Source organism: Actinoplanes sandaracinus (genome assembly GCF_030009775.1).
In the GTDB taxonomy this organism is placed as follows: Bacteria; Actinomycetota; Actinomycetes; order Mycobacteriales; family Micromonosporaceae; genus Actinoplanes; species Actinoplanes sandaracinus.
On record NZ_JASCTH010000007.1, the window covers coordinates 273,732 to 286,808 of the forward strand.

The window sequence follows — 13,077 nt, forward strand, 5'->3', positions numbered from 1 at the left end:
ATGACACGGAACACCGCCTCCCGGATGTTGATGACTCTCACGCCGGCGCTGCTCGTCGGGGCCGTCGCCATCGCGCTCGTCGGTGCGGGCCGGGCCGGCGAGGCGTCCGCGGGCGAGAACCCGAGCGCGCCGGACGTTCCCGCCGCCGAGGTGAGCCCCGCCTGCCTCACCGACGACCTGACCGGCACGGTCACCGGACTCCCCCGGCCGGCACGGCCCGGGGCACGCGAGGCGCTGCTGAGCCTGACCAACACCTCCGGCCGGGCCTGCCGGGTCCAGGGCTGGGCCGACATCGCTCTGGTCACCGCGCCCGGCGACCTGGTCCGGATTCCCACCCGCCAGGTCGGCCAGGCCGCCGGCGGCCCCGGGATCCTCCTGCTGCCGCAGGCCAGCGCCTGGTCCCGGGTCGAGTGGGACGGCTGCGTCCCGGGCCGCGCGAACTGCGGGGTCGGAGTCGCATGGCAGTACATCGTGGATCCGGACTCCACCGGTGCGGTCGCCGACACGATCGGGGTGCCCGAGGCCGACCAGGACGGCGTCGCCATGTCGGCGATGCGGATCAGTCCACTGTCGGAGACCCGCGCCGCCGCCCTCTCCTGATCCCGGCCGGCCGGCCGGGATCAGGCGTCACGGTGAGCCCTCCGACGCGGCCGCGCTCACCTCGTCATCGTTCGCCGCCGGAGCTTCGGCGGTCCACGCGAAGGCCAGCGCCCCGCCGGTCAGGGTGAGCAGCAGTCCGATGACGAAGCCGCCCATGTTCGACGTGAGCCACGACGTGAGCGCACAGACGATGGAGATCAGCGAGTAGAAGATCCGCTGCTCCGGGTTGAACCAGAGGAGCAGCGCACACAGGATGATCACGACCGGCACCATGTAGCCGATGAAGCTCTGCATGCCGACGTGCAGCACCACGCCGAGCGGGGCCCAGACCGTCATCAGGATCTCGATGCCGCCGAGCAGCACGAGCAGGCCGCCCCAGAAGGGCCGGCTGTGGCGCCAGCGCCTCCAGCGGCGGGCCCGGGCCGACGGCTCCGGCACGCCGGTGCCGGGCACAGACGGTACGCCGGTGTCGGACATGGTCAGCAGCCGTCCCCGGTGAAGGCCATCCGCAGGTTGGGCAGGCGGAACGTGGCGGCCGTGGTCGCGTAGTTGTTCTGCCGCAGGTTGGTGAGGGTCACCTCTTCGGCCTGCTGGCCGAAGACGCCGATGGCGCCCTTGCGGCCCGGGACCCGGTTGAGCGTGCTGGCGTCCTGCCCGATGTCGATGGTCTTGAACTCGGCGTTCGCGGTGATCAGGTCGGAGTCGACGACGAGGGTGTCGGCGGTGACCTTGTTGGTGGGGCTGCCGGCGGTGATCTTGAGATTGGTGCCGCCGAGGTTGATGCTCTGGCACAGCCCGTCCAGCTTGGCGTCGCGGATCGCGGAGACGATGACGAGTACCTGGCCGCCGGTGTCCCCCTCGTTCGGGCTGTCCGGGGCCATCTGGTCCATCTCCGCGTACTGCGCGAAGCCGTACCCGTGCAGTTTGGGCGAGGTGACCGTGAACGGCATGCCGGAGATCGAGAAGGACGCCGCGAGCACCCCCTGGCCGGTGAGCAGGACCAGGCCGGTGGTGGCCACCAGGCCGCCGAACATGACCGCGGCGAACCGGCGCCAGCGGGTCCGGCCGCTACGTGTGGAGGACATGCTCTCTCCCTTTCGCGTCTGGCGAGTCGGGCGATCGCCGCCGGAACAGGGCACTGCGGATGCCCTCCCGGAGCAATGGCCATTGGCGCACCTCGATGGATTTCCGGGAAGTTACGCCCCGGTAATGAGAGCCGTCAAGGCCGCGCGCCCACATTCGGCATCAGTGGAAAACCTCGGCGGTATCCGACGTCGCGCACGGGGCCACCACCCGTTCCCCGGCGGGCGGAGCGGCCAGTTCGGACGCCGCGCCGTCCCGGCCCAGAAACGGCGCCATCATGAAGTAGCTGAGCATCGGCGCCAGCCGTGGCAGCTCCGCGACCCGGCCGGCGGACACGTGGCCGTAGATGGTCGCGTAGACGCCGCCGACCACCGTGTCGATCAGGCCCTCCGGCACCGGAGGGGCGTCGGTGAAGAACCTGGCGAACCGGCCCAGGAGCTCAGCGCGTTCACGTCGCGCGACCGGGCCGACGGCGTCGATCTCCACGATCGCCATGACAGCGAAGGCCGGGACCCCGGCCAGCACGTCGAGGAGCACCGTGAGCGCGACCCGGGCGCCGGTACGCCAATCACCCGCCTCCGCGTAGGCGTCGTCCATCAGCCGCAGGACGACCGCGGTGCCGTACCGGTAGGTGGCCAGGAACGCGTCCTCCTTGCCGGTGAACAGCGCGTAGAACGCCGGCCGGGTCACTCCCGCCGCCGCGCAGATGTCGCTCACCCGGGCGTTGCCGTACCCCTTCTCGGCGACCGTGTGCACCAGCGCGTCATAGAGCCGTTCCCGTTGCGTGGCGGCCACCGCCTCGGGGGTCATCGATCGCGGGCCGCGCTTGATCGCCCGAGCCGGATCACGACCGGCCCGGGCGCCCGGAAGCGGACTGACTAGCGGATTATCCATCGCCATCCTTCGATGCCTTGACATGACATACCGCTGGGGTTTCTCATACGTCAGGTACGACCTCGATGGTGCCGAGGCGGTTCCCCCAGTATCGCCTCCCACTCAAGCCCCGGAACGCTGCGGAAACGGCCGGGCCACCGCATCCTTGACGAAAGGTTGGGTGGCGCCATGACCGCGTCACGGCTCAAGTCCGTCCTCGCCACGATCACCGCCGGCGCAACGATGCTGGCCCTCAGCGCGATCCCGGCACACGCCGCCGCACCGGGCGGCGTCTATCAGGGCCTGGATCACTGCCCGCTCTCGTCGGCCGCCATGAAGGACCCGGCGAACCTCCAGGTCGGCTGTGTCCACTCGGTCACGAACGCCGGCAGCATCACGATCGGCTCCACCACCGTCGCGTTCGACGACCCGATCACCGTGCAGTTCGGCGTCTACTGGCCGGCCGGCGCGCCGGTCCGGGAGTTCCCAGACGGCTCCGTCGCCAACATCTACTCCACCGTCCCCGCGGCCAAGGGCAGAACCCTGGTCGCCGAACCGCTCGAGGTCACTCTCCCCGGCATCGCCAACCTCATCCCCGGCGTGACAAGCGTTTTCGCCAAGGTCGAACTGGCCGGTCCGATCACCGACTTCGTTCCCCTGGCCACCGGCGGGAACACCCCGGTCTTCGCCCTGCCGGTCAAACTGCGCCTCTCCAACGCGCTCTTCGGCAGCCGGTGTTACATCGGCTCCGAGCGGGCCCCGATCATGTTCAGCCCGACCACCGGCACCACGAATCCGCCGGCCCCGAACCGGCCGGCCACCGGAGACCCCGGCACGCTGCGCATCGAGCCCGACCCCAACGGCTTCCAGACCCTCGCCGCCGGTTTCACCGGCGCGACCCTGGTCGACAACGCGTACGCGGTGCCGAAGGCGAACGGCTGCGGGCTCCTCCCCGGCACCCTCGATCCCCTGATCAACCTGGCGTTCGGCCTGCCCTCGGCGGCCGGCCGCAACGCGGTGGTGTTCAGCCGCAACGACACCACCTTCGCCGTCTCGCCCGACCTGGACGACCTCAACCAGGCGCTGGCCGCCTCGGCCACGTCTTGACGAACCTCACGAAAGGTGCACCCCCCATGCACAGCAACCGCATCGCCGCCGCCGCACTGACCGGCGCCGCCGTCGCCCTCCTGTTCGCCGCCCCGGCGCTGGCCGACGACGACACCGTGCTGACCTCCGGCAGCCCGGCCGGCGCCGCCGTCGCCGTCGGCGACACCATCTCGGCCGGCCTCGCCACCGGTAGCCAGGCGGTCTTCGCCACCGCCCCGGCCGGCACCAGCGGCATGAAGTGCGACACCTCCAGCTTCAGCGCCGTGGTGAACGACAACCCGGCCGCTCCCGGCGCGGCCGTGCTCGGCTCCACCCTGGGCCTGGCCGACTGCACGGTCACCGGGATCACCGGCGTCCTGGGCGTCAACCGGGTGACGGTCAACAACCAGCCGTACGCCACCACCGTCGCCAGCGACGGGACCGTCACGGTCACCGGAACCGACAGCGCGCCGATCTCCGCCACCCTGGTGCTGCGCACCCTGCTCGGCTCGGTGACCTGCGTCTTCGTCGCCGACGGCAACACCATCAGCGGCACCGCCGACAACACCGACAACTCGATCGCCTTCGCCGACCAGAAGTTCAACAAGAGCACCGGGCCGAGCGCGTGCGTCACCAACGGCTACTTCACCGCGAAGTACACCCCGGTGGCCGACGCCGCGGCAGCGCCCGTCTTCGTCAACTGACCGCCACGCGGCGCGTCGTGACCGGCCACGGACGCGACGCGCCGCCGTACCCTTGCCCGGGTGTCTCTGACCCTGGACGAGGCCCGCCGCCGGGCCGCGCTGCTCTCCGATGTCTCGTACCACCTCGCGCTCGACGTCACCTCCACGGACGCGTTCCGGAGCCGGGTCGTCGTCCGGTTCCGCACCCGTGGTGGCGACACGTTCCTCGAACTGCGCCGAGCCGAGTCTCTCGCGGTGACGCTCGACGGCACGGCCCTCGCCACGGCGTACGACGGAGACCGGATCCCGCTCGAAGGTCTTTCCCCCGGAGCGCACGAGGTCGTCGTGGACGCGCGCCTGCGCTACGTCACCGACGGCGAAGGCCTGCACAGCTTCGTCGATCCGGTGGACGGCGAACGGTACGTCGGCGGATATCTCGGCCTGGACGTCACCCAGCGTCTGTTCGCCTGCTTCGACCAACTCGATCTCAAGGCTCCGATCACGCTCGACGTGACCGCGGATCCGGCGTGGACGGTCCTGTCGAACGCCCTGCCTGCCTCCGCCGATCAGGGACGGTTCACGTTCGCCGCCACCCCGCCGATCCCGTGCGACCAGTTCGTGGTCGTGGCCGGGCCGTACCACTCGGTGCAGTGGGAGCACCGCGGCCTGCCGATGGGATGGCACGCCCGCCGTTCCCTGGCCGCCGAGCTGGAACGCGACGCCGCGGAGCTGCGGCGGGTCACCGGGGACTGCTTCGACCACTACGCCGAGATCTTCACCGAGCCGTTTCCGTTCGACTCCTACGACCAGGTCTTCGTGCCCGAACTCAACTGGGGCGCGATGGAGTGCCCGGGCTGCGTCACCGTCAACGAGTCCCTGCTGCCCCGGCACCGGGTCACCGACGACGACCGGCGGCGCCGCGCGATGGTGATCGCGCACGAGATGTCGCACATGTGGTTCGCCGACCTGGTGTCGCCGGTGTGGTGGGAGGACGCGTGGCTCAACGAGTCGTTCGCCGACTACATGGGATTCCAGGTGGCCGAGACCGTGGCCGGATATCCCGGCGCTCGGGTGTCGTTCGAGGCGGCCCACAAACCCGGCGCCTTCCTCGCCGACCGGCGCCGCTCCACGCACCCCGTCGCCCCGGCCGCCGAGGACGTGCCCGACGTGGACACCGGCCGGACGATCTTCGACGAGATCTCCTACGGCAAGGGCAACGCCGTCGTACGGCAACTGGTGACCTGGCTGGGCGAGCCGGACTTCCTGGCCGGGGTCAACACGCACCTGACCCGGCACCGGTTCGCCAACGCCACTCTCGACGACCTGCTGTCGGCGCTCGTCACCGCCTCGCCGCGGGACGTGCGCGGCTGGGCCGGGGTGTGGCTGCGGCAGCCGGGACACGACACGATCCGGGTCACCCACCGCGACGGCGTTCCGGTGCTGACCCGCGACGGCATCCGACCGCACCGGTTCACCGTCAGCGCGTACTCCGCGTCGCTGGAGCCGGCCGGTTCACGGCTGGTCGATCTCGCCGGCGAACCCGTGGCGCTGCCGGAGTGGGCCGGGCTCGTCGTGGTGCCCAACTCGCACGGCGAGACCTTCGCCCGCATCGAACTGGACCCGTACTCCCACGACGCCGTCGCCAACGGGCTGGCCGGCCTGCCCGACCCGCTCGTGCGGGCGGTGCTGTGGGCGACGATGCTCGACCAGGCGTCGCCGGCCGCGCACCTGGACGTGCTGGCGCGGCAGCTGCCGCGCGAGTCGTCGCCGACCCTGGTGGCCGCCGCCCTGGACCACACCCGCAACGCTCTGGTGCGCCGGGTGCTGTCGCCCTCGGCGGTCCCCGCCGCGCTCGAGGTGGTCGCCGCGGCGTGCGCGCACACCGGCGACACGGACGAGCAGCGCGCCGTCGCGCTGGCCCGCGGGCTGGCCTGGGCCACGACCGACACCGCGCTGCTGCGCCGCTGGCTGGACGCGGGCGCCACCGACCAGGGATGGACACTCGACCCGGGCCTGCGCTGGGCCGTCGTGCACCGGCTGGCCGAACTCGGCGGCCTCGACGCCCGGCAGATCGAGGCGCAGCGGCGGCACGACGGCACCGCCGCGGGCGAACTCGGCGCCCTCACCGCGCTGGCCGCCCGGCCCACGGCCGCGGCGAAATCGGCGGCCTGGGCGGAGATGACCGGGGACCCGGACATCTCCGTACGCCGCTTCGGGGCTCTTGCCGCCGGGCTCTGGTCGCTGTCGCAGCGCGAGCTCGTCGCGCCGTACGTCGCCGCCTACGTCGCGGTCGCCCCGTCTCTGGCCCGGCGTGGGCATGCGGTCGCCGCCGCGGTGGGCCGGGCGTTTCCCGCCGTCCCGCTGACCGACCAGGAGCTGGCTCTGGTACGCGACGCGCTGCGCGACGACGTTCCCACGGTGCTGCGGCGGTTCTGGGAGGACGAGCTCGACGACCGCACAGCCGCACCCACGACGCCATCCACCACGGATCTCGCCGATATGGCCGCCCGCAAACCCGCCCCGTGGTGAGCTCGCTCATGATCCGACTTCGTCTGCCCGCCCTGCTGGCCCTCCTGGCCGCCGCGCTGGGCGCCGCCGCTCCGGCCTCGGGGGCCGCCCCGGGCGGCGGCACTCTCACCGTCCTTTACAGCAGCACAGACATGATCTTCGACCCCGCGTGGGTGACGGGGGCGCCGACCACCCTGCCCGGCCTGGTGCTGCGCCGGCTGACCACCTGGGACGCCGAGCCCGGGCGACCGCCGGTGGCGGCGCCCGACCTGGCGACCGACACCGGGCGCAGCAGCGACGGCGGCCGGACCTGGACCTACACCCTGAAGCCCGGGCTGCGGTACGAGGACGGCACGCCGATCACCTCCGCCGACATCAAGTACGGCATCGAGCGGTCGTTCGCCCCCGAGGTGACCCGGGGGCTGGGATATCACAAGACCCTGCTGGTCGGCGGCGCCGGCTACCGCGGCCCCCACACCGGAGCCGGACTGGACTCGATCGAGACCCCGGATTCCCGGCGCATCGTCTTCCACCTGCGGGTGGCGTACCGGGACTGGCCCTGGATCGTCGCCACCGCGCCGTTCACGCCGGTGCCCCGCGCCAAGGCCGACCTGAAGAACTACCGGTACCGGCCGGTGGCGTCCGGTCCCTACCGGATCGCGACGTCGGTGCCGGGTTCCCGGGTCGAGTTGGTGCGCAACCCGCACTGGGATCCGGCGACCGACCCGGTGCGCACCGCCGCTCCGGACCGCATCGTGGTGGAGCTGGGCCGGTCCGAGGCCGAGCAGTTCGACCGGGTCACCGCCGACACCGACGCGGCCCGGGACACCATCGCCGTGGGCATGATCCCGCAGGACCGTCTGCCGCGGGTCGCCGGGGATCCGGACCTGCGACGGCGGCTGGTCCGGTCGGAACCGAGCTTCCTCAGCTATCTGGCGATCAACAACCGGCGCGGCGCGTTGCAGCAGCTCAAGGTCCGGCAGGCGATCCAGTACGCGGTGGACAAGGCGGCCGTGGCAGAGGCGGTCGGCGCTCTGACCGCCGCGGTTCCGGCGAGCACGCTGATCCCGCCCGGGATGCCGGGACACGTCCAGTACGACCTCTATCCGGCCGGCCCCTCCGGCGACGTGGCGACGGCGAAGCGGCTTCTCGCCGAGGCGGGGCATCGGGTTCTGCGGCTGACCATGCGGATCTTCGACGACGAGTCGACCCGGACCCGAGCCGTCCTGATCCAGCGTGCGCTGGCCCGGGCCGGGATCGTCGTGGAGATCAGGAAACTCGGCTACGACGCCTGGATCGCGGCGAACCGGGCGGGCGATGCCGACTACGACCTGAAACTGTCCGGATGGATCCCCGACTACCCGGGCGCGGCCAGCAGCCTGCAGCCGCTCTACTCCTCCGGCAGCGAACTCACGCCCACCTGGTACAGCCGCCCGGACGTCGACGCCGCGATGGAGCGGGCCCTGGCCGAGCCGGATCCGGCGCGGGCCCAGGCCCAGTGGGCGGCGCTGGACCGGCGGATCATGAAGGACGCGCCGGTCGTGCCGCTGATCTATCAGGGAATCCTGATGCTGCGGGGCTCGAACGTCCGGAACTTCTCGATCACCTCCGCCCCGGCCGCCATCGATCTCCTCCGGGTCTCGCTGGATCACGGCTGACGGCCCGGGTGGTGTCCCGTCGCCGAACCCGCCCGGCGGCGGGGCCACCCGTGGTCAGCTGAATCATGATCCGTCTTCGCCTGCCCGCCCTGCTGGCCGTCCTGGCCGTCGCGCTGGGCCCCGCCGTGCCGGCCCCGGCGTTCGCGCCGCGGGGCGGCACGCTCACCCTCCTGCACACCGGCGCCGAGCTGGTCCTCGACCCGGCCCGGGTGACGTCCGCGCCGGTCACCCAGGCCGCGCTGGTGCTGCGCCGGCTCACCGGATGGGACGCCCCGCCCGGCGAGCCCCCGAAACTGGCGCCCGACCTGGCCACCGACACCGGCCAGACCACCGACGGCGGCCTCACCTGGACCTACACCCTCAAACCCGGATTGCGGTACGAGGACGGCACACCGATCACCTCCGCCGACATCAAGTACGGCATCGAGCGGACCTTCGCCCCCGAGGTGACCCTCAGCCTGGCTTATCACAAGACTCTGCTGACCGGTGGCGACACCTACCGGGGGCCGGCCACCGGGGCCGGCCTCGACTCCATCGAGACCCCGGACGCCCGGCGCGTCGTCTTTCACCTGCGGACGGCCTATCCGGACTGGCCCTGGGTCACCAGCACCTCGGCGTTCACACCGGTGCCGCGCGGCAACGACGACCCGCGGACCTACGCGGCCCGGCCGGTCGCGTCCGGGCCCTACCGGGTCGGCGCGTCCGAGCCGGGCAAGCGGGTGGTGCTGGAACGCAACCCGTACTGGGACCGCACCACCGACCCGTTGCGCGACGCCGGCCCGGACCGGATCGTGCTGGAGATGGGACTGACCGAGGCGGCCCAGTTCGACCGGGTCGCCGCCGACACCGGCACGGCCCGGGACACCATCGCCCTGGGCATGATCCCGGCCGACCGGGCGGCGCGGGCCCGCCAGGAGCCGGCCGTGCGTCGCCGGCTGGTCCACTCCGAGCCGTCCTTCCTCAGCTACCTGGCGCTCAACAACCGGCGCGGCGCGCTGCGCGAGCTCAAGGTGCGGCAGGCGATGCAGTACGCGATGGACAAGGCGGCCTATCGACGGCTGCTCGACGGGGTGAACACCCTGGAGCCGGCCACCACGCTGATCCCGCCGGGGATGGCCGGACGGGTCGGCTACGACCTGTACCCGGCCGGCCCGTCGGGGGACGTCGCCACGGCCAAGCGGCTGCTCGCGGAGGCCGGTCACCCCGCCCTCCGGTTGACCATGCGCGTCGAGGATCGGCCGATCGCGCTGGCCAGAGCCCGGATCGTGCGGCGGGCCCTGGCCCGCGCCGGCATCACCGTGGAGTTCCGGAAGATCAGGTCCGAGGCCTGGCTGCCCACCATCCGGAGCGGCGACACCGACTTCGACCTGCAGATCTGGGGCTGGACACCGGACTTCCCCAGCCCGGCCAGCAGTCTCCAGCCGCTCTTCGGCTCCCGCGAGGTGCCGGGTGGCGCCGGCGGCGGGATGAACATCACCGGGTACGCCGATCCGGAGGTCGACGCCGCCATGGAACGGGCGCTCGCCGAACCCGACCAGCGCAGGGCGCTCGCCCAGTGGGCCGCCCTGGACCAGCGGATCATGCGAGACGCCCCGGTGGTTCCCCTGCTCTTCCAGGGCGTCACGGTCCTGCATGGATCGAACGTGCGGGGGCTGTCCCTCACGTCGTCTCCCAACTACGTCAACTTCCTGCGCGTCTCCCTGAAGCGCGACTGAGTCCGCCGGCTCCCGGCCGGGTATGAATGGTCGCCTCCGCACGGCGCCCGGTTTCTCCGTACGCCGTATGTTGGCCCGATGTCGATCTGGGTGACCCGCTTCGATCCGCCCGCCGCCGACCCTGCCGGACTCGTCCGCGTCGCCGTCAAGGACGCCATCGACGTGGCGGGCGTGATCACGACCGCCGGGTGCGTGGCGGTCCGTGACCGGGCGGTTCCGGCCCGGTCCGACGCGCAGTGTCTGGCCGGCGTGCGCGCGGCCGGCGCGCACCTCGTCGGCAAGACCACACTCACCGAGCTGTGCGTCAGCCCGGTGGGCGACAACACGACGTTCGGCACCCCCGTCAACCCGGTGGCGCCCGACCGCATCCCGGGCGGCTCGTCCAGCGGCAGCGCGGTGGCGGTCGCCCGCGGTGAGGCGGACATCGGACTCGGCACCGACACCGGCGGCTCGGTGCGCATCCCCGCCGCCTGTTGCGGGGTCGTCGGACTCAAGACGACCTGGGGACGGGTGCCGACCCGCGGTGTCTGGCCGCTGGCGCCCAGTCTGGACGTCATCGGCCCGATCGCCCGCAACGTGGCCGGCGCCGCGGCCGGGATGTGCCTGATCGAGCCGGGCTGGACGGTCGCGTCAGCGCCCGCCCGGTCGGTCGGCCGGCTGCGGATAGAGGGCGCCGACCCCGCGGCCGAAGACGTCATCGACGCCGCGCTGCGGGCGGCCGGGCTCACCGTTCGCGAGGTGCGGCTGCCCGGCTGGGACCAGACCTACGACACCCTCGACACGATCATCCTCGGCGAGTTCTGGAGACGCCACCCCACGCTGATCGACGCCGACGGGGTCGGCCCGTTCGTCAACGGCGTCCTGCACGCCGGTCGCGCCGTCACCGCGCAACGCCTGGCGAAGGCCGTGTCCGCCCGCGCGGCATGGCAGGCGGAAGTGGTCGCGGCACTGGGCGAGGTCGACATTCTGGCGCTGCCGACGCTGGTCGGGGACCCGCCGCTGTCGACCGATTTCGCGGGCTCCCCACTCACCCGGCTCACCGCGCCGTTCAATCTCGCGGGCGTCCCCGCCCTCGCCATGCCGTTACCGTCGCCGGGCTTTCCCGTGCCGGTCAGCCTGCAACTCGTCGGTCCCCTCTACGGCGAGGATCTGCTCTGCGCGACCGGGCTCGCGATCGAACGGGCGCTGACGGTTCCGGCCCCACCGCACGGCGGCTGTCCGGCCACTCCGGGTCACTGAGCGTCCGTGCGATCCGGCAGCGCCGCGAGGCTGTCCGCCCAGCGGCGGAAGCCGGACTCCGGAACGCGGTCGCGGTAGCGGCGGAACTGGTCCCGCACCTCGGCGCGGCGGATACCGCCGGTGATGGCGGGCGCCGCGTACCAGGGCAGGTCAGGGCTGGCCGGCCAGGTGGCCGCGACCGCGGAGCCGCCGTCCGCCGGCGACTCGAGTCCGTAGTAGACCTCGGTCACCTTCAGGGCCATCGCGGCGCCCAGGCACATCAGACAGGGCTCCAGATTGACGGCCAGCCGAACCGGGTGTGGGCGTGGTCCCCAGCCGAGTTCCTCGTCCGCGGCGGTCATCGCGAGCAGGTCGGCGTGAACCAGGCGGCGCCCCCAGGAGAGGTCCCGGGTGAAGGCTCGAGAGACGATCCTGCCGCCCATCTCCACGACCGCGCCGATGGGCATCTCGCCGTGCGCCATGCCCTCCTCGGCGACGTCGATCGCGGCTTTGACCATGTCGTCGGGCGTCATGCCTGGACGTTACGACATCGACGACTCGTGTCCACGGCCGCGCGCCGACGCGATCAGCGTTCTTGAATCTATCGCGTGCACCTCGGGCGTTTCCTGATCCGCCACGACGACCTCACCGCCGGGCGATTCGACAAGGCGCTCTGGCTCACCGCTTTCACGGGTGATGACGCGAGCCTCCCGCGTCGCCGAGCCGGTGTCGGCCATCGAGTAATGGGTAGTCAACCGTCGATGGCTTGAAGGTCGCGGCGGGAGGTGGATCGTGCGCGTGAACATGTCGGCGGCGGCGGTTCAGCGCATCGCCCGTCTCCTGTTCCTGATCGGTCTTGCGGTAGCCGCCTCCATCGCCCTGAGCGCTTTCGACCGAGCGGCGCGGGCCGGCGAAGGTGTGGCGGATCGGCTGGTGAAGGCTGATCCGACCCCTTCCGCGGGGAGCCTGGCCGCCGCGACCGGAAAGGATTCCGCCGTCTCCACGGTCATCGAGCGGAGGCACGCAGCACCGCACGCCGACAAGGGTCCGACTCACCGGGCCGCCGGGCGGAAGACCGTTCCTCCGGAGGTGGAGCGCCGGAAGGCGGCAGCTCCCATACCGGAGGCACGGAAGGCCGCGGTCCCCCAGGCCAGAGAGCGGCAGACCGCGATCCCGAAAGCCACGGAGCGGCAAACCGTGGTTCCGAAAGCCACGGAGCGGCAGGCCGTGATTTCGAAGGCCAGGGAGCGGAGGAGCCCGGCTCCGGCGGTCGAGACACGGGTGGTCCCGGAGTTGCGGGCGGACACCCGCCGGATCCCGACCTCGCCGGTGGAGGTGCGGAAGGTTCCGGCGCCGCGGGCGGACGCGGCCGGAGCGTCGGCACGGCACGTGGCCGCGCAGACGGCGACGGTGGTCGCGGCTGTCCTGCCCGAGCCGCTGAAGGGCCCGAATCTGACGGCCGGGGGCGACGCGCTCACCGCTCGCGTCCTCGCGGCTGTTTCTGGATTGCCCGCGCCATCACGGCCGCCGGCGAACGGGCCGGGTCCCGCACTTCCCGGACCGGCCGCCCTGGGCGTCCCGCCAGTCCTTCCGGGGGTCGCCTCCGAACCGCCACCGCGAGCGCCGGCTCTTCTCACCGCGCCACCGGCAGTA

The 13,077-nt window shown here is 72.3% G+C and carries 12 protein-coding genes; 7 read left to right on the top strand and 5 right to left on the bottom strand.

All coding sequences use genetic code 11. The annotated features are described in order from the left end of the window. The gene (locus QLQ12_RS13195; protein WP_282759796.1) at positions 1-600 is read left to right on the top strand and encodes a DUF4232 domain-containing protein; all 600 of its coding nucleotides are present in this window, start codon (positions 1-3) and stop codon (positions 598-600) included. A gap of 27 nt (positions 601-627) precedes the next feature. Here the strand turns inward: QLQ12_RS13195 and QLQ12_RS13200 are convergent, their stop codons facing one another. The 3 genes from QLQ12_RS13200 to QLQ12_RS13210 form a co-directional block, all read right to left on the bottom strand. Beyond that, positions 628-1,077, bottom strand: a complete 450-nt coding sequence (locus tag QLQ12_RS13200) for a DUF6114 domain-containing protein (RefSeq protein ID WP_282759797.1) — start codon at positions 1,075-1,077, stop codon at positions 628-630. 2 nt (positions 1,078-1,079) lie between these two features. Further along, a complete protein-coding gene (locus QLQ12_RS13205) occupies positions 1,080-1,685 on the bottom strand; it encodes a DUF6230 family protein (RefSeq protein WP_282759799.1) in 606 nt (201 codons plus the stop codon). Positions 1,686-1,845: 160 nt separating this feature from the next. Then, the gene (locus QLQ12_RS13210; protein WP_282759800.1) at positions 1,846-2,577 is read right to left on the bottom strand and encodes a TetR/AcrR family transcriptional regulator; all 732 of its coding nucleotides are present in this window, start codon (positions 2,575-2,577) and stop codon (positions 1,846-1,848) included. Positions 2,578-2,745: 168 nt separating this feature from the next. On the opposite strand from QLQ12_RS13210, the gene QLQ12_RS13215 reads away from it, so the two are divergent. From QLQ12_RS13215 to QLQ12_RS13240, 6 genes are all read left to right on the top strand, one after another. Continuing rightward, positions 2,746-3,663: a hypothetical protein gene (locus tag QLQ12_RS13215; protein ID WP_282759802.1), complete on the top strand. Its 918-nt coding sequence runs from the start codon at positions 2,746-2,748 to the stop codon at positions 3,661-3,663. Positions 3,664-3,689: 26 nt separating this feature from the next. After that, a complete protein-coding gene (locus tag QLQ12_RS13220) occupies positions 3,690-4,346 on the top strand; it encodes a Tat pathway signal sequence domain protein (RefSeq protein ID WP_282759804.1) in 657 nt (218 codons plus the stop codon). A 60-nt stretch (positions 4,347-4,406) separates the two neighbouring features. Beyond that, entirely contained in the window at positions 4,407-6,854 is a 2,448-nt protein-coding gene (gene pepN / locus QLQ12_RS13225; protein WP_282759806.1) for an aminopeptidase N, read from the top strand. 8 nt (positions 6,855-6,862) lie between these two features. After that, positions 6,863-8,491 (top strand): ABC transporter substrate-binding protein, encoded by a 1,629-nt coding sequence (locus QLQ12_RS13230; RefSeq protein ID WP_282759808.1) that lies wholly within the window; start codon positions 6,863-6,865, stop codon positions 8,489-8,491. A 65-nt stretch (positions 8,492-8,556) separates the two neighbouring features. Continuing rightward, the gene (locus QLQ12_RS13235) at positions 8,557-10,206 is read left to right on the top strand and encodes an ABC transporter substrate-binding protein (protein WP_282759810.1); all 1,650 of its coding nucleotides are present in this window, start codon (positions 8,557-8,559) and stop codon (positions 10,204-10,206) included. Positions 10,207-10,284: 78 nt separating this feature from the next. Further along, positions 10,285-11,445 (top strand): amidase, encoded by a 1,161-nt coding sequence (locus tag QLQ12_RS13240; protein ID WP_282759812.1) that lies wholly within the window; start codon positions 10,285-10,287, stop codon positions 11,443-11,445. Here the strand turns inward: QLQ12_RS13240 and QLQ12_RS13245 are convergent. After that, the gene (locus tag QLQ12_RS13245) at positions 11,439-11,957 is read right to left on the bottom strand and encodes a nucleoside deaminase (protein ID WP_282759814.1); all 519 of its coding nucleotides are present in this window, start codon (positions 11,955-11,957) and stop codon (positions 11,439-11,441) included. The two genes, QLQ12_RS13240 and QLQ12_RS13245, sit on opposite strands and share 7 nt — an antisense overlap. A gap of 9 nt (positions 11,958-11,966) precedes the next feature. After that, positions 11,967-12,161, bottom strand: a complete 195-nt coding sequence (locus QLQ12_RS13250) for a hypothetical protein (RefSeq protein WP_282759816.1) — start codon at positions 12,159-12,161, stop codon at positions 11,967-11,969. Positions 12,162-13,077 lie beyond the last annotated feature (916 nt).